The organism is Mesorhizobium sp. WSM4845, assembly GCF_055811455.1.
In genome coordinates this window covers 1-16,096 of record NZ_JBVVQA010000015.1, presented here as the reverse complement: position 1 = coordinate 16,096, position 16,096 = coordinate 1, and the positions used below count along the sequence as shown (strand labels likewise).

General features: G+C 59.9%; 20 protein-coding genes. 14 read left to right on the top strand and 6 right to left on the bottom strand.

Annotation, left to right across the window (positions count from 1 at the left end; translation table 11 throughout):
- Positions 1-142: 142 nt before the first annotated feature.
- The 4 genes from AC0L2C_RS18020 to AC0L2C_RS18005 all read right to left on the bottom strand — a co-directional run bounded on the left by AC0L2C_RS18020 (position 143) and on the right by AC0L2C_RS18005 (position 4,849).
- Entirely contained in the window at positions 143-1,111 is a 969-nt protein-coding gene (locus AC0L2C_RS18020; protein ID WP_473524034.1) for an ABC transporter permease, read from the bottom strand.
- On the bottom strand, positions 1,108-2,646 hold the full coding sequence (locus AC0L2C_RS18015) for a sugar ABC transporter ATP-binding protein (protein WP_473524033.1): 1,539 nt from the start codon (positions 2,644-2,646) through the stop codon (positions 1,108-1,110). Before AC0L2C_RS18015 ends, AC0L2C_RS18020 begins: the two co-directional genes overlap by 4 nt.
- 208 nt (positions 2,647-2,854) lie before the next feature.
- The gene (locus tag AC0L2C_RS18010; protein WP_287171807.1) at positions 2,855-3,889 is read right to left on the bottom strand and encodes an ABC transporter substrate-binding protein; all 1,035 of its coding nucleotides are present in this window, start codon (positions 3,887-3,889) and stop codon (positions 2,855-2,857) included.
- A 45-nt stretch (positions 3,890-3,934) separates the two neighbouring features.
- The gene (locus AC0L2C_RS18005; protein WP_023800490.1) at positions 3,935-4,849 is read right to left on the bottom strand and encodes a sugar phosphate isomerase/epimerase family protein; all 915 of its coding nucleotides are present in this window, start codon (positions 4,847-4,849) and stop codon (positions 3,935-3,937) included.
- 674 nt (positions 4,850-5,523) lie between these two features.
- Here AC0L2C_RS18005 and AC0L2C_RS18000 point away from each other — a divergent pair.
- The 7 genes from AC0L2C_RS18000 (at position 5,524) to AC0L2C_RS17970 (ending at position 9,712) form a co-directional block, all read left to right on the top strand.
- A complete protein-coding gene (locus tag AC0L2C_RS18000; protein WP_473524032.1) occupies positions 5,524-6,717 on the top strand; it encodes a tyrosine-type recombinase/integrase in 1,194 nt (397 codons plus the stop codon).
- Positions 6,718-6,867: 150 nt separating this feature from the next.
- The gene (locus tag AC0L2C_RS17995; RefSeq protein ID WP_473524031.1) at positions 6,868-7,689 is read left to right on the top strand and encodes a hypothetical protein; all 822 of its coding nucleotides are present in this window, start codon (positions 6,868-6,870) and stop codon (positions 7,687-7,689) included.
- A 121-nt stretch (positions 7,690-7,810) separates the two neighbouring features.
- Positions 7,811-8,080, top strand: coding sequence for a helix-turn-helix domain-containing protein (locus AC0L2C_RS17990; RefSeq protein ID WP_473524030.1), 270 nt, complete (start codon positions 7,811-7,813; stop codon positions 8,078-8,080).
- Between the two features lie 4 nt (positions 8,081-8,084).
- On the top strand, positions 8,085-8,291 hold the full coding sequence (locus tag AC0L2C_RS17985; RefSeq protein ID WP_473524029.1) for a hypothetical protein: 207 nt from the start codon (positions 8,085-8,087) through the stop codon (positions 8,289-8,291).
- Positions 8,288-8,602 carry a winged helix domain-containing protein gene (locus AC0L2C_RS17980; RefSeq protein ID WP_473524028.1) on the top strand — a complete coding sequence of 105 codons (315 nt, stop codon included), beginning with the start codon at positions 8,288-8,290 and terminating at the stop codon, positions 8,600-8,602. Before AC0L2C_RS17985 ends, AC0L2C_RS17980 begins: the two co-directional genes overlap by 4 nt.
- Before the next feature lie 52 nt (positions 8,603-8,654).
- Positions 8,655-9,122 carry a hypothetical protein gene (locus tag AC0L2C_RS17975; RefSeq protein WP_473524027.1) on the top strand — a complete coding sequence of 156 codons (468 nt, stop codon included), beginning with the start codon at positions 8,655-8,657 and terminating at the stop codon, positions 9,120-9,122.
- A complete protein-coding gene (locus AC0L2C_RS17970; protein WP_473524026.1) occupies positions 9,119-9,712 on the top strand; it encodes a hypothetical protein in 594 nt (197 codons plus the stop codon). The genes AC0L2C_RS17975 and AC0L2C_RS17970 overlap by 4 nt, the downstream gene beginning before the upstream one ends.
- Before the next feature lie 192 nt (positions 9,713-9,904).
- On the opposite strand, the gene rhuM is transcribed toward AC0L2C_RS17970, so the two are convergent.
- Positions 9,905-10,957, bottom strand: a complete 1,053-nt coding sequence (gene rhuM, locus AC0L2C_RS17965; protein ID WP_473524025.1) for a RhuM family protein — start codon at positions 10,955-10,957, stop codon at positions 9,905-9,907.
- Between the two features lie 126 nt (positions 10,958-11,083).
- Between rhuM and AC0L2C_RS17960 the strand changes: the two genes are divergently transcribed.
- The 5 genes from AC0L2C_RS17960 to AC0L2C_RS17940 all read left to right on the top strand — a co-directional run bounded on the left by AC0L2C_RS17960 (position 11,084) and on the right by AC0L2C_RS17940 (position 13,400).
- Positions 11,084-11,239 (top strand): plasmid mobilization protein, encoded by a 156-nt coding sequence (locus tag AC0L2C_RS17960; protein ID WP_473524024.1) that lies wholly within the window; start codon positions 11,084-11,086, stop codon positions 11,237-11,239.
- Positions 11,240-11,449: 210 nt separating this feature from the next.
- Entirely contained in the window at positions 11,450-12,100 is a 651-nt protein-coding gene (locus AC0L2C_RS17955) for a hypothetical protein (protein WP_473524023.1), read from the top strand.
- A 404-nt stretch (positions 12,101-12,504) separates the two neighbouring features.
- The gene (locus AC0L2C_RS17950; RefSeq protein ID WP_473524022.1) at positions 12,505-12,723 is read left to right on the top strand and encodes a hypothetical protein; all 219 of its coding nucleotides are present in this window, start codon (positions 12,505-12,507) and stop codon (positions 12,721-12,723) included.
- A gap of 147 nt (positions 12,724-12,870) precedes the next feature.
- Entirely contained in the window at positions 12,871-13,104 is a 234-nt protein-coding gene (locus AC0L2C_RS17945; protein WP_287260831.1) for a hypothetical protein, read from the top strand.
- Between the two features lie 110 nt (positions 13,105-13,214).
- A complete protein-coding gene (locus AC0L2C_RS17940; protein ID WP_287260829.1) occupies positions 13,215-13,400 on the top strand; it encodes a hypothetical protein in 186 nt (61 codons plus the stop codon).
- Between the two features lie 206 nt (positions 13,401-13,606).
- On the opposite strand, the gene AC0L2C_RS17935 is transcribed toward AC0L2C_RS17940, so the two are convergent.
- Positions 13,607-14,335, bottom strand: a complete 729-nt coding sequence (locus AC0L2C_RS17935) for a GFA family protein (RefSeq protein WP_473524021.1) — start codon at positions 14,333-14,335, stop codon at positions 13,607-13,609.
- Between the two features lie 661 nt (positions 14,336-14,996).
- Between AC0L2C_RS17935 and AC0L2C_RS17930 the strand changes: the two genes are divergently transcribed.
- Positions 14,997-15,293: a hypothetical protein gene (locus AC0L2C_RS17930; RefSeq protein ID WP_473524020.1), complete on the top strand. Its 297-nt coding sequence runs from the start codon at positions 14,997-14,999 to the stop codon at positions 15,291-15,293.
- Positions 15,294-15,373: 80 nt separating this feature from the next.
- On the top strand, positions 15,374-15,541 hold the full coding sequence (locus AC0L2C_RS17925; protein WP_287066606.1) for a hypothetical protein: 168 nt from the start codon (positions 15,374-15,376) through the stop codon (positions 15,539-15,541).
- Positions 15,542-16,096 lie beyond the last annotated feature (555 nt).

Below are 16,096 nucleotides of genomic sequence, written 5' to 3'. Positions count from 1 at the left end.
CAACGTCGACAATTGGAGAAAGCCGTGGCGCCGTCCAATCTCCCCCCAAGTGGGGTAGATGCCAAGTGGTGGCAAAGAGGGCAGGACAGAGGGGGGCGCCGTGGATCGCCGACTCCGTAAACCAGCCTCGCGCCATTGCTCATCATTGCCGCCCCCTCATCGTAATAAAGGCGCCGAACATGACGACGGCGACCATGATCGCGCCCTCGATGATTGCGGTGACGTTGGGATCGATGGCCAAGAGCGTCAGGTCGGTGCGCACCAGCCGCAGCACGAAGACGGCGACGATCGGGCCGAGCAGGCCGCCCTTGCCGCCGCCAAGCGCGACGCCGCCGAGCACCACCGCCGCCACGCTGGCGAGAAGATAGGGGCCGGGAATAGGGGCGCCGATGCCTGTGCTCATGGTCAGCGCCAGCCCGCCCATGGCAGCGAAAAGCCCCGACAGGGCATAGGCGATGATTTTGGTGCGCGCGACCGGCACGCCGCTGCGAAATGCGGCGAGCTCGCTGCTGCCGATGGCGTAGATCGACAGGCCGAGTTTTGATCGCTTGAGCGGTATCCAGATGATGCACAGGCAGACGACAAGAAGCACCAGCGCCTTCGGTATCCAGGCAGAGATTTCTGGCAAGCCCAGGATCGCGACGGTGCCGACGATGGTCGCCCGCAGCCATTCGGCGACCGCGCCGCCGGGCGCGCCGAGGACCAACAGCGCCGCGCCCTGCAGGACGAACAGGGTGGCCAGCGTGACGACGATATCGGGCACGCGAGTGACGACGATCAGCATGCCGTTGACGGCGCCCAGCACCAGCCCCATCGCCAGCACGAACGGAACGACAAAAAGCGCATATTCCTCGCTGGCGCCGTCCATCATCGAGGCGGCGGTGACGCTGGTCAGCGCCATCATCGCGCCGACGGAAAGATCGATGCCGCCGGCGATGACGACAATCGTCTGGGCGGCCACGGCAAAGGCGTAAGGCAGCACCGCGCGCACCAGCGAGCCGAAATCGCCGCTGCCATAGCCCGGCTGGATGAGCCTGGTGATCACCAGCAGGACCGCGAACAGGACAAGCAGGCCGGCGACCCAGCCCTGACGGCGGACGAGGCGGGTCAAGGTTTCGCCACCGGGCTCGAGTGGATGTCGGCAAGGATGCCGACGTCCACCTTGGCGCCGCGCGGCAAGCCGTAGGCGGCGCGCATCAGTGCCGGTTCGTCGGCGAGTTCGACGGGGAAGACATCGGCGACACGCCCGCCAAAGATGACGATGACGCGATCGCAGACACGCTGCACCTCCTCGAGCTCGGATGTATAGAACAGCACCGACTTGCCCTGGTCGGCGAGTTCGCGCAGCAGCTTATAAATCTCCTGCTTGGTGCCGACATCGATGCCGCGCGTCGGGTCGAAGCAGAGGATGGTCTGTGCCTCGGCGGCGATCCAGCGGGCGATCGTCACCTTCTGCTGGTTGCCGCCGGACAGCCGCTGCACCTCGCGCTGGGCGCGGGTGTCGATCTGCAGACGCTCGATTGCGCTGACGACCCTGGAGCGTTCCTGCGCCATGTTGATCGGCCCCCAGTTGCGCAAGGCGGCGCTGAACGGGAGCGCGATGTTTTCGCGCACCGAGCGCTGCATGGTCAGCGCTTCGGTGCGGTCGCCGGGCACATAGGCGATGCCAGCGCGGATCGCATCGGCCGGATGCGCGAATTTCACCGGCTGCCCGTCCACTTCGATGGTGCCGCCGGACGGCCGGATCGAGCCGGCAAGCGCGGCGAACAGCTCGTCCTGGCCTTGCCCCTCGAGCGCGACGACGCCCGCGACTTCGCCGTTCACCAGATCGAACGAGACGTCGTTGAGCTTGGTGCCGACACGAAGGTTCGCCACACCGAGGCGTGGACGGCTATCCCCAGGCGAAGCGGCCTGGCTCGCCTGGCGCGCCGCCACGCGCGTCTTTTCGACCTTGGCGCCGAGCATCATCTCGACGATGCGCTCCTCGACGCCCGGCTCGATGTCGACGACGCCGACGGTCTCGCCGTCGCGAAGCACGGTGGCGCGGTCGCAAAGCGCCGATATCTCGACAAAACGGTGGGAAATGAAGATCACCGATCGGCCGCTGTCGCCCTGGCGGCGAACGACCTCAAGCACCTTTTCGGCCAGGTTCGCCGGCAGTGCTGCGGTCATCTCGTCGAGCAGCAAAACGTCGGGCTCGACCGCCAGCGCGCGCGCCAGATCGAGCACCCGCAGCACGGCCAGCGGGATGTCGCGCGCGATGTCGCGGATGTCGAGGTCGGGAATGCCGAGTTCGCGCACCCAAGCGCGGAACGGCTCGACCGGCGTGTCGGTCAGGCGAAGGTTGGAGGCGACGTCGAGATCGGGAATGAGCGACGGTTCCTGGTAGACGGGAAGCAGGCCGGCGCGGCGCGCATCGGCGGGCGAGCGCACGTCGCGCGTCTCGCCGCGGATCAGGATACGTCCGGCATCGGCGCGGATGGCGCCGGTCAGGATTTTGACCAGCGTCGATTTGCCGGCGCCGTTGGCGCCCATCAGCGCGTGAACCTCACCCGGCAGAACTGACAGCGACGCGTTGCGCAGCGCCACCACTGCGCCGTAAGTCTTGACGACGCCGGTGGCGTCCAGGAGCGGGTTGGTGGTCAAAATCGCGTTGCTCTCGTTGCAAGTTGTCTAAAATGGCGATCCTGCCTTCTCCCCTTGTGGGAGGAGGTGGCCTCGCGAAGCGAGGTCGGATGAGAGGTGTTCCAGGGAACACCAACTTCTCATTCCTTCCAGCACCCCTCATCCGTCTCGGCGCTGCGCGCCGATCCACCTTCTCCCACAAGGGGAGAAGGCAGAAGCGCGGCAGCGATTACTCGCCAGGGCCCTTGCAGGCGATGATCTGCTCCTTGGTGTAGGTGGTCCATTCCGGAATGGAGATCGAGACCGGCCATTCCGGGCTCAGCGACGGATCGGCGACGCCCTTCAGTTTGGCCTTGCCCTCTTCGGTGGCGTTCTCCCACAGCTGCGGCTCGACGAGAACGGTCTGCTCCGCCGGCTTCTTGCCGTTCAGGATCTGCAGGGCCAGGGTCACGCCAGCGCCGCCGATCGAACCAGGATTGGTCACCGCCGCGCCGACAAGGCCTTCGACCGAGTTCAGCTGGCCGACGAAGCCGGCATTGTCGGCGCCGACCACCGGCACCAGCGGCGTCTGCGACTCGACCAGCGCATCGACGATCACATTGTCGATGCCCGAGGTCCAGATGCCGTTGAACGGCGATCCGGTGGCGATGAAGTCGAGGATCTGCTGCTTGCCCTGGTCCTGCTGCCAGCCGGTGAAGACCTCATGCACGACCTTGACGTCGGGGAATTCGGCAAGCGCCTTCTTAAAACCCTTGTCGCGGTCGCTGTCGGCCGAGGCGCCGGCGGCGCCACGCATATAGACGACGTCGCCCTTGCCGCCGATCTGCTGGAACAGCCATTTGGCGCCGAGATAGGCATACTGTTCCTGGTTGTTGGAGATGATGTAGGCCGAAGGCTCGGTGACCGCCTGGTCGACGGCGACGACGACGATGCCGGCCTTGGTGGCTTCCTCAAGCGCTGACTTGATGCCGGCGGGATCGGCCGGGTTGACGACGATGGCGTTGACCTTGGCGCTGATCAGGTTGCGGATATCCTCGAGCTGGCCGGCGGCGTCGGTGTTGCGATGGGCGATGTTGAGCTTGGTGACCTCGCCGGAGGCAAGCGCCTGCGCCTTGATGGCGCAGATCATCTCCTCGCGCCAGCCATTGCCCTGCACCGTGTTGGAGACGCCGATCGTGTATTTGGCTTCAGCGGACGAGATGCCCACCGAAGCCAGAAACGCCGCGCCGGCAAGCAGCGGGACCATTGCCAGATATTTTTTCATTTCAGTCTTCCTCCACCTTGTTTTCAGTTCAGTTCGAAAGAGGCCTCATTTCACGAAGGGGCGCAGCACGTCGCGGGCGAGCAGAAAGCCGCGCTTGACGTCGTCGTCGCTTCCCTCAAAGCGCCGGTCCTCGTGTTCGATGATGATGGCTCCGTCGTAGCCGGCGCGGTAGAGGCCGGAGAAGATCACATTCCAGTCGACATCGCCAAGCCCCGGCATGCGCGGCACCTGCCAGCCCATGCCGGCCGAGAGGATACCGCGCTCGTAAAGGCCATCATGATCGATCATCAGGTCCTTGGCATGGACATGCAGCATGTACGGGCCGAATTCCCTGATGAAGCGGGCCTGGTCGATCATCTGCCAGACCAGATGCGACGGGTCGAAGTTCATGCCGACGTCGCCGCCCCATGCCTCGAGGATGCGGCGCCAGATATAGGGCGAATAGGCGATGTTGTGGCCGCCCGGCCATTCGTCGTAGCTGAAGATCATCGGGCAGTTCTCAAAAGCCAGCTTGACGCCGTTGTCGCGCGCATGGGCGATGATATCGGGCCACAGTTTGAGTGCCTCTTGCCAGTTGGCGTCGATGGTTTTTGAGGCGTCGCCGCCGCAGAAGGTGTTGACGACAGGCACGCCCATATGGCTCGCCAGCACGATCACCTTCTTCAAATGATCGACGACGGCCTTGCGGTGGGCGGCATCGGGATGCAGCGGATTGGGATAAAAGCCGAGGCCGGAGATCGACAGGTTCTCTTCCGCCAGTGCGGCGGCGATTTCCTTGGCCTGCGAGGTCGAGGTCGAGGCGGCGTCGATATGGCTGGTGCCGGCATAGCGCCGGGCTGCGCCTGAGGATTTCGGCCAGCAGGCGATCTCCAGCGCCTCGAAGCCGGCAGAACTTGCCCAGTCGGCAACCTCGCCAAGCGGGGTGTCGGCAAACGGTGCGGTGAGCAATCCGAGCTTCATGTGGCCCTCCCGTGGTTCACGACCGGCCTACTATGCCGATTGTGCAGGCCGCTTCAACCGTGTCGCCGCCGGCAATGCGCAAACCTGTCTGACGAATGCCATCGGATCGTCGCAGAGCAGGCCATCGTGAGCGGCTGTGACAGCCGTGCGGAACGGCTGGATTTAGTTAGGCGTCTGACAACAGCAGGACTTCCCTTGGCTAGGCACCAGCCCACTCCCGCAACGACCTGATTCTGCTCTTGTGAGGCGATTTCGGTCGAGCTAATGATGTGTCGGGCTTAGGGGTTTGAAGTGACTGACATCATCACATTCGTGGTTGCTGGCGCGTGGGCGGCAGTTGGATTTGGCGTGATCTGGTACGTCAGAACGAGACCGCCTATCCCTGAAGGTCACGAGGACCCCGATCTGCGAGAATGGCTTGATGGCCAGGTTTAAAAGCCCCAAGCTCAAAGCCCGCCAGAGCGCGTTCGGGGTACGCCGCTACAGCTATCTTCTTGATTTACTGGAGTAAATTTCCGCTGGTGGAGCTGAGGTCCACCGAACTAACGTTTCATGCTGTTCCGCACCGTCCCCTGCCGCTTTGAAAATATTGGGCTTTTGGATTTATTTGTCTCGCACTGTCCCGCCCCGTCCCGTACTATCCCCACTTCGAAGTGGGGACAAAAGTGGGGACGATGGCCCGAGCGCTGCACAAACTCTCTGATGTAGCCGTGAAAGCGGTAAAGGCTTCCGGCCGCCACAGTGACGGGGGCGGCCTTTACCTATGGGTTTCGCCTTCGGGCTCTAAGTCATGGCTGTTCATGTGGGCTCGCGACGGCAAGCGCCGGGAGATGGGCTTGGGCGCCTATCCCACCGTCTCGCTCGCCAAGGCCAGGGCGAGGGCTGCGGACTGTCGGTCAGCGGTTGAGGAAGGGCGCGATCCGATTGCAGAGAAGGCAAAGGAAGCCGAGCCGACCTTTGGCGAGTGCGCCGACAAGTACATCGCCACCATCAAGTCCGAATGGCGGAATGCCAAGCACGAATACCAGTGGAATCAGACGCTCACCAGTTTCTGCGAGAGTATCCGGCCGAAGCGGGTTTCGACAATCACAACCGAAGACGTTCTAGAAGTTCTGGCGCCCATCTGGCAGGCCAAAGCCGAGACCGCATCGAGGCTTCGCGGGCGTATCGAGCGCGTTCTAGAGTTCGCAAAGGTGAAGGGCTGGCGCTCTGGAGAAAATCCAGCCGCATGGCGTGGCAATCTCCGAAACCTCCTGCCCAAGCGCCAGCGGCTTCAACGCGGCCATCAGCCGGCAATGCCGTATGCTGAAATCCCCGCGTTCACGGCCCGCTTGCGGAAGGCAGAAGCCATGGCGGCCAGAGCGCTGGAGTTCACGATTCTTACCGTGGCTAGATCCGGCGAAACGCTTGGCGCTACCTGGCCGGAAATCGACTTCAAGGGCAAGCTCTGGAACGTGCCCAAAGAGCGCATGAAGGCCGGCGCCCCGCATACCGTTCCGTTATCGGTCGAGGCCCTGGCGATTTTGAAAGCCCTGCACGAGCAACGGCAGGAGGGCCAGCAATTTATCTTTACCCGCGACAGTGAGAATCCTCTGTCAAACATGGCCATGATGATGTTGCTTCGGCGCATGAAGCAGACGGAAATTACCGTTCATGGCTTCCGTTCTGGTTTCCGGGATTGGTGCGGCGATGCCACCAGCTTCCCGCGTGAGGTCGCGGAGGCTGCCCTGGCCCATAAGGTCGGGGACGAAACCGAACGTGCCTATCGCCGGTCTGACGCCCTGGAGAAGCGCCGAAAGCTCATGCAGGCATGGGCCGATTATCTCAAGGCATCGAAAGCCAGCAATGTTGTGAAACTCAGAGGATGAAAAATTCTCAAATGCCCCAGAACCGGAACACTTAAAAGGTTCAAAAGGTCTAGTCGAAACCGCAGGGATAGGACGGCCATCCGAGAAGCCGGGACAGCACCTTCGGTTTCCCTGCGGCCCTCAAGGTGCATCGCGAAGGTGCTGCGGGCAATGACTGAACGTCTGAACTGGGCAAATGAAAAGTCTTGGCCCCCTAAAACGCCAGAATATGCTTTCGCTGCAGAAGCGTTAGACGCCGTTGGGGCGCTGCACTTCGGCTCCGCATGGACAGGGCGAGAACTGCAAACGCAGATGTCCGCACATAATCCCCCACGCCTTCCGGCGACCTTCGATGCCACCCGGAGCAGCCTAGAGACCGCAAAATCGTTGATCCGGATATACTGCCCTGAAATAGAGACCCCGCAAACGGTTTCGGAGGAGCATTGGAGTTTGGCACTTGATGCTTTCGAGCGGGACAGGGCGGCGCGGTCGAGGTTTCGCGAAGCCAAAGAAGTTTTCCGTGAACACTGTGCTTGGGGGCGCCTTGTCGCCGCCTGTATGTTGTCGAGCGGCGAGGCCATGAAGGTTGAGAAGGAGCGCTGGAATAACCGAGAGCAGGCCATGAAATGGCTTTGGGATTGCAGCGTCCCCTCGAACTATGGCCACGATCGTCATCCGCTGTTTGTCAGAATGGACACGCTGACTGCGCTGGTTAACCCGCTCGGGACGAGCCCGTCTGCGACGGAACCGGCCAAGGGGTATAGGTCCAAGTATCTGCGGTTTCTGCTTGCCGCTGCCGATTCCCTCAACGTTAAGCCGGATGACAATAGGACGCGCAAGCAAGTTGCGAATGATATTCTCACCTTTGCGCGCGGGGTAGCCGATACAGACATCAGCCAAATCAGCCCAACGATGGCCGATAACATGGCAACCATCCTGCGCGAGCCGGAAGCGGGCGGAGGCAAAAACTCTCCCCGCTATAAGAAAAAATAGGTTCTGCACCCCCTCGCTTGTGGCATTTAAAAACAATGGCTTAGCTATGGGGGGCTCGCTTTTCTCCGCTTGATTGCGTCAGAAGCGGCGGTGCACGGCGCTGATACCGCCATCACTGCGCATGGGAATACATGGGGACTGTCCTAGACGAAATCGTGTCTTGGAATGCGCGCTGGCCGGTCAGCCAGCAAGGGAAAGGATACTCCCTCCAATGACCGCAATCTCAGTTGACATCGCCAGAGCCGTGAACATCTCCGGCATAAGCCGGAGCGGCCTCTACAAGTTGTTCAAGGCGGGGAAAATCACACCCCGAAAGAATGGCAAGCGGACGCTCGTATTAGTTTCCGAGCTTCAGAGCTACGTCGAATCCCTTCCGAAGGTGGGGGGATAAGACGATGACCCTACAAATGGAAACGGCCAGCCTGGCAGGGCTGACCGGTCCGGTAGTCTCAAAAGGTGTCGCGCCTCAGGATTACCAAAACCGCACCGATCTCGCAACAAGCTTCGACTATGCCGCTGCAAACAAGACGGCCCGTTTTCGCCTTCGGATCGAAACGGCTCGTCTTGTTTGCACCCTCTCTGGTTTGGGAGGCGCATCATGAGCCGCCCCAAGGATAAGATCTGGGTTCGCGCCAAGGTGCTGCCCGATGGCGAGCCGATGACCATCTATGGCCGTGAGGCTTGGTGCCTTCGCAGGCTGATCGAAGCCGGCGAAAAGGGCTGCACGCCTATCGAGCAACCGGCTCCCCGCTGGTCTGCCTACGTGCACGACTTGAAGCACAAGTTCGGAATTGTGATTGATACCGTCCACGAGGCCCGCGCTGGCCCCTATGCCGGTTCTCATGCCCGGTACGTGCTCCGCTCCTTGGTGGCCATCATCGAGGACAGCGACAGCGAGAGGGCCGCGGCATGATGACCCCCGATGACCTCCAATTCCTCAAGTCGATATCTGCCCGGATTGGGGGATGCTGAAGATGCGCGAATTCTCAAAAATCAGCCCGAAGGTGTGGCGCTCAAAACGGTTTCGCGCACTGCCGTCTGACGATGCTCGCTTTCTGTTGCTGTTCTTCCTGACCAGTGAACATCAGACCAGTGCGGGCTGCTTCAGAATGCCTGATGCCTATGCTGCGGCGGACCTGGGTTGGCCGATTGAACGCATGCAGACGGCTCGTCAACATCTTATCGAGGGCGACTTGATCGCCTTCGATATCGCGACGGACGAGTATTTTGTTGTTGGCTGGTTCGGGCATAACAAACCGATGAATGCCAGCCATCAGAAGTCGATCGTTCGCGTCGTCTCTGATGTCGAAAGCGACGCGGTCCGCGAGGTCGCCGAGACCGAACTTCACCCCGCTCTGATCCCGAGCACCGTCGAAACACTCGGCAGCGCCAGACTTGGAAATTCATCCTACATGACTAGGAGGGCCTCATGAGAGGACACGATGGGGACACTGTGTCGAGACCTTGTCGACATAAGGAGACTGAGACGGAGACAGTTACACGAGACGGAGAAGAGACTGGAACCGAGACTTTTACAAAGAAGAAGACTTTTACTGAGACCGTCAAAATAGCGAACGAAGGCGTTCCCTTATCGTTGGCAAGAGGCTTTGGAGGGAAGAAAGGACGCAAGCTTTCAAGGGCAGCGCTCTACGACCTCAAGGCATCAAGAAAAGAATGCCGCTCCTACGAATGGCCAGAGCCGCTGTTCGCCTTGCGGGAATGGCTTCGCAAGCACGGCGTCGATGTCGGCGCGCTCAAGAGCGAACGGCAGGCGCTATGGCTGGCAATAAGGCTTGGCCGCCAGGGCAAGAAGATGCCGCATCGGCTGGCGCCGCTGTTCCCTGCCCTCTTGAAGGTGCAGCGCACGCTCTGCCCGGTGAAAACAGCACCCCCGCAGGGCCGGCTATTTGCGCCGACGAAAGAGCAGGGAACATTCGGCCCGGCATCGGCTGTTCGATCGGTAAGCATCGCGGCCTATCTGGAGGAAAAGGCCTCTGCGCAGGACGGGGGCCGCCATGGATAAATCAAAGCCTCTCACCCTTCAGCAGGCGGCAGGCATCGCCGGGGTTTCGCCCGATACGATAGCCCGGTGGTGCAAACGGTATGGGATCGGGAAGCAGCTTCACAGCAAGGCGCCGTGGCGGGTAGATCCAATCGGCGTAGGTATTGTTGCGGCGGGCGATGCAGAGGCATTAGCGGATTACCAGTCTCGCCGCTAACGTTTTGACCCTTTTGGGAGATTCTTAGCTTCCCGGGCGAGAGATGCGATATTTTCAGACGCTGCAGACTGGCGGTCAATCCGGCGGCGTTCATCAAACTTTTCGTACTGCCTCTCGGCAAGCTTCTTCGCGTCGCTAGCCTTCACAGAGCCACCGCCGCGCAGGAGATTTCGGCCCAGCTGTTGCAGTTGTTGGTCAAGAAGATTTTGTGCGTCCTGCATCACCACCAGGCGACCTATGTCGAGTTGGTCCTCAAAAATGTCGAGTAAGATGGTTGTAAGGCGGTTCAGCTCCTTGATCTCGCCCTCAGCAAGGAAGTTCTTCGATACGCAAACGTCCGTTTTTCGGATGTTGTCGTTCGGCCACGTCTGCAATCCCATGTTTGCGACCTTGTGATCCGCTCGGGACGCGACTATTTCGGCTGGCGTACGTGAAGTCACCGCGTAGACCAGTTTTGCCTGTGTTCTTTGGTAGAACTCGCGAGCGGTTTCGGTCGTCCCATCGTAGTCCTGGCACATAGCGCAGATGCTGCGGAGCTCGCGGTAGACGTTGGCTTCATCCGATCGGATGTCACGAATAATTTCACGAAGCTCGGCTATTCTGCTGGCGCTATCAGGCTGCTTCAGACGGGGAGCATCTACAACGAACCCCTTCTTAGCAAACTGGACCAGCACACGTGTTGCCCAGCGCCGGAAAATTGTCGCCTGGGCAGAGGAGACTCGATAACCAACTGAAATCACGGCATCCAGATTGTAGTGCTCGATCTGGCGTTCAACTTTTCGGGCACCCTCCTGTCGAACTTGTGCAATCTTTGCACTTGTTGCATCGGCATCCAGCTCGCCTTCAGTGTACACGTTAGCTATGTGCTTGGTGATAACCGAGCGATCCACGCCAAAAAGCTGCGCGATTTGGGCTTGGGTCATCCAAAGCGTTTCGCCTTCATAGCGGATGTCGAGCCGCAAACCTTTATCGGTGCCATAGACGAGAAATCGGTCGCCCGTCAGAGCATCCTCAACGAGGTGGACGGGCTCATCGTTATCGTCGGCCATCAAAACACCATCCGAATCGGTTAAACGAGAACAATATAGCAACTTCTCCCACATTGCCGATAATGCGGAACGCCAGCAATAGCCTAGGCTGATACATTTCCTGTGTTCGTCACAGGAGAGTTTCCCATGCGCCTCAGCGCAGCGATGATCGAGAATATCCGGCTTCGTGTTACGCCCGAAGAGAAGTCTGCACTTCGCGCCGCAGCAATGAGGCGAGGCCTCACGCTATCGGAGTACATTCGAGAAGCAGCTTCGCAAGCCTCTCAGCGGGCAGCAGCGTAGCATGTCCCACTTTGCCGCCCCGCCAATGACCCTCATGCAGCTTTGGCGCCTCCACAGGGCCGAATGCAGGAGCATTGGCTCAATCGTGGCTGACGCCCGTGCCGGCACCCTTTCCGGCGTCGAATCCCTTCCCAGCGGCTTCGGTTTCAGCGTGACCGATCAACGGTCGGCTCTGGCTGCCATGCAGCACGGCCCTATGGTGAGGCACTAATGACAGTCGTTCCGATGCCCAAGAGAGGCAAGACGGCAAATCCGGTTGCAAAGCCGTATGAGCCGACAGCGCGGGAACTTGCATCACAGGCCGCCTACGCTAAGCGCCGCGAGAACAGGCGTCCGATTCCGCAAATAAAAGTGTCGATGAGCGACGATGGTGGTAAGCGCATCGCTTCGATCGCGGTGGATCACCCTGACCCCGCACTCGGCTATGAGCTACTGGCCGAAGCCATAGGGGCCGATAGCGGCACTTTCCTTGCCGGCACTCTCGATTCACTGGCCAAGGCTGCTCAGGTCGGCTCCGTGGTACGTGAGGGTGAAATGAATTATGCCCTTTCCATGGTATGCGGGCTCCGACCAAAGGACCAGATCGAAGCGACTCTTGGTGTCCAGATGGCTGCCATTCACATGGCCACGATGAATACCGCTATGTGCATGGGACAAGCTAAGACGTGGGAATTGAAGGAATCGCAAGAACGGGCATTAAACCGGCTCGCCCGTACATATGTGGCCCAGGTTGAGGCTCTGAAGCGTTATCGCAGCAAGGGAGAGCAGCGCGTGATTGTCGAGCGCGTGAACGTTGAAAAAGGCGGCCAGGCCATCGTCGGCAACGTCGCCCATGGGGGCGGGGTAGGTGAAGAAAAATGATCGATAACCCCATGAACCGCGCACCGCGTTGTCACGCTCGCAGCAAGCGCAGCGGAATTGGCTGCAAAGCTCCGGCTGTACGTGGCCATCGCGTCTGTCGCTTCCATGGCGCTGGCGGCGGAGCACCCAGAGGCGCCGCTCATGGTCTCTACCGTCACGGGCGATTCACTTGTGAAGCGATCGAGCAGCGCAGAGAGATTTCCGCGCTGATTGCGGAGGCGCGGGCGGCGGCCGCGGTGATATGAGTTTGGACCTACTTCGCCAATCATCCAGTGAAGTTATCGCCGACGCTTTCGCCAAGTCTACCAAACATTCCGGCCCCTTTGGTACGAAATCGTACATTGTTTTTTTCCGGGAAGGTGCAACAAATGGCAGCTTGGGCAGCGGCTCGGGGAGACCCTCGGGTGAACGTTAAGACGACCAACGGGCGCACAGTCGAGGACCTTGTTACAGAGGTCATCGTGGCAGCGCCATACGGCGGAATCGTCTCCGTTAAGGCCACCATAGCAGCGGTGCGCGAAGATGGCCCCCATTGGGAAGTGACCGACTGTGATCTGATCGAGCTTATCGTGGCAGCGGCTCCGGCATTTGGGCGCGCGGTAGCCTTCGACCAAAGCGAATGATCCTCTAATGGCTCCCGGTTGATCAGCCAGTCCTTAGCGCTCAGAAATTTGTTCCAAACATTCCGACCAACCAACTACCGGAACAGAAGATACCGGGGGGACATTTAGATAAGAGGACGTTAGCAACCCATTGTTGAGGAACCTCTTATGAACCCGACCGAATTGCAGGCGATCAGCGACACGCTGATGCGGGTAGTGACGCCAGAGATGACACCGAAACAGCTCCTGAAGGCTGCAAAGAAGGAGCATCCGGAAGCGTCGAAAAAGGACATCGCCCGTGCGGCGTTCTTCTCGATTATTTCCAACGCTGATCAAGACATCGGCAAGTCCAGGAATTTGCAGGCCTTTGCGTTGGCGGAGCGAACCCAACAATCTGATTAAGATTTGATGGTCGACATACGTGGCCCTAGGTCCCAAAACATTCGTGACTTCTAACGGAACCATTCCGTGACCTGCGAGTTGCGGCTCGGGCGGGGTTGGGACATGCCGACATGGCAGAGCGTGATGCAGCGGGCCATAAGACCCTTGCCGACGCCGTTCGGGAGCTGATCGGCACCGAAGACAATCGTCATCACGTACACAAGCTGCTTGGGCTGGAGGTCGAACCAGAACTGCCGCCAACGCTGGCATCATTGCTTGAGGCGATCGGCAAGGCCGGTCGGGACGAAACTCCATAGCTGCCCTGACGGGTCCTGCCAAGGGGGAGCCCGCCGCCGTTGAGGGAACAACGACGGACCCCACAGCGGATGCATTCCACGGAGAATCTACCGCCGCGATTCTAAACCCGCGCGGGCCTACATCGATCGATGATCTACCGGATTAACTGGGAACTAGTCGCCATGCTGCTCGCCGCGGCCTTCATTCTGGCGTTGTGCCTGCGTCCTTAGCTTGCGGGCTCAGGTGGTTCTACCTCGGCTTCATTGCCGGGGGCTTCTGCGTCCTTTTCGAACTGCGTTGCGGATGGCAGAGGACTAAGCCAGCTTTCGCGACGTACGGTCCAGAGTTCGTATTCGGGTGTTAGGTCCGATGGTACCTCGTCGAGGGCCCCGATCATAACCTCCACTTCGTCGTCGCGGATCGACGGCACGCGTCCGCCGCAAGTCGAGCAGAAGCTTCTGCCCGCGTACGTACTGGTGAAACCCGTCATTTGCTCAAATGCCCCTCGGGGCCACACTGCAAACGCAGAGAAAATCGACCCGCTGGCTTTGCGGCAGTCGCTGCAGTGGCAAATGCCAACCCGAAGCGGATCGCCGGTCACGCGAAACGTTACGCCGCGGCAAATGCAGCTACCAGTTCGAACTTGCGCGACTTGGTCCACCACGAGCGTTCTCCCGACCGCTTCAACGGCAAGGAGGGCGAAAACGTTCCACCTTCCCCAAAGGGCCGCCGACCGGTCTCTCAACCCGGCTCCTTCCGTCGGCGCTTTTTGCGAACGCTGATCAAGACATCGGCAAGTCCAGGAATTTGCAAGCGTTTGCGTTGGCGGAGCGAACCCAACGCCGGCTTCATCTATTTGGCCGATGCGCTGTCTAGAAGCTGCCCTAGTCGGTCGGCAGCGGAATCTTGGCAGAGGGTATGGGCGACCGGGAAACCTTCCTCTCGTTAAAGGCATAGCGCCGCAATAAGCCGCCGTGCCGGAAGTGCCAAGCGCCCGGCTCCTGCAATTTCCGAGGTCCTAGTGAGGGTGGAACTCTAGAGAGTTCTAAAAATTGTCTGTGACCAGTGGGCATGGCCCTCCGCTTGCCCGCTGCAGGTCGGGCCCTTAACCCGATCGGGCCCGCGCTCTCCGCCAGAGGCGCGGGCTTTTCGGTTGACAGCCCGAAGCTCGTGGCGCCGTGCCGAAAGGTGCGGCGGGCTTTTGCGTTTGGAACAAAGGCTTGAGACAACAGTTTGGGCATTTGCAGCATGTTCTCGCAGACCAATGCTGCGAGGTCGGATAGCACCCTCCGATCAGCCCGCGTCCTCTCCCTCCTGGGCGCGGGCTTTATTGCCCGCACGGAACATCAGGCGCGGGTGTGCGTTCGCCGGCATGAAGCAACTTCTCAGCGAAATGGCCGCTTTGGCACATCCGGGCTTTTGGGCCGCGTTGGCGGTTGTTCTGGTTCCCTACGCCATCGGTGTCGCACTGCTGGTCTGGGTGGCTGGTTGACGGTTGATTGTGTCGTTCCCGACAGCCGCCCTTTCCCTTCCCACGCCGTTGGGGTTCGCGTCTTTGTCAAAATTCTACATTAGAAGCTTGGAACATAAGTGAGGCAGAGAACATTGTTGGCGCCATGGACAAGAACGATGGCGACAATCTTCCTGAGTGGTTTCCGGGCGACCTGCCCGAGGATCCAGTGATCCGAGCCGATATCGCGAAAAGAATTTCGAGAGAAACTGAGAGTAAAGTTGGGCCGCACGGTTTGGTGGTCACGAAGGCCAGGCGGGATCGCAATCTGGTCGAGGAACTGGAAGAAACTGACGCCGCCCTCGACAGCCAACCGTCCGTAGTTCCGTTTTTCCTGGTTCTGTATGCGCTCTCAATGCTGGGCTTGGTAGGGTACGCCATCGCTAGTTGGTATCTTACATAGCGCGCTTTGAGTTTCCGTTGCGCCGTCGCGCGATTGGGAACAAGCGCGAGATAGGGAAGTTTGGCGTGAGGAGCTTTCCTATGGCTGACGAACAGGATATGGCACCGAACAACATTGATTTCGTCGTTCGACGCTTGGTCAAAGAAACCGGCATCACCGAAGAACAGGCCCGAGAGCTTATCTTGTTCCTGGGGCTCCATTGGGCATCGCTGCTCCGGGAAGCAAAGGCCCTAGCTGCCAAGCGGTAGGCGGCTTTTTGTCAGACATAAAATTGGCACCTGGTGAAGGCGTCCTAGCCCGCTGTGCCCAAAAGGTGCGGCGCGCCTTTTTTGTTGTCCGGGATGTCCTGAATCGTATTATTTGCGCAGAACGTTTGCCGGAGGGGGTGGTATGCCGATTAATCGAAAGGCTAAAGAATTTGGCGTCTTCAGTGCGTCCGAAGTAGCTACGCTGGGCCGCGTGTTCGACCGGCTCAAGAGGGAGGGCGACTCCGAACATCTACGTGAGGCTCTCGCGTCCCGGATCCTGGCAAATTATACGGCCGGTATCACTGACGAGGACGAACTTGTCTCAGCGTCAAAGCTGCCGTTAGGTCGGTAGACGCAACGCAAATTAGGCCCCCCAACAGCCCCGACGAACGTTCATGCAACCACCGCCATGTCTTCGCGTTTAGCCTCTTCAATTCTAGAGAGCGACCAAAGATGCCGGCGTTTATACCGATTACAATTGACCTGCCACGGGTAATTTCCTCCATCTGAGATTAGAGTCCGGCCTCGATTGAAGGACGGACTGATGAAGAGAAA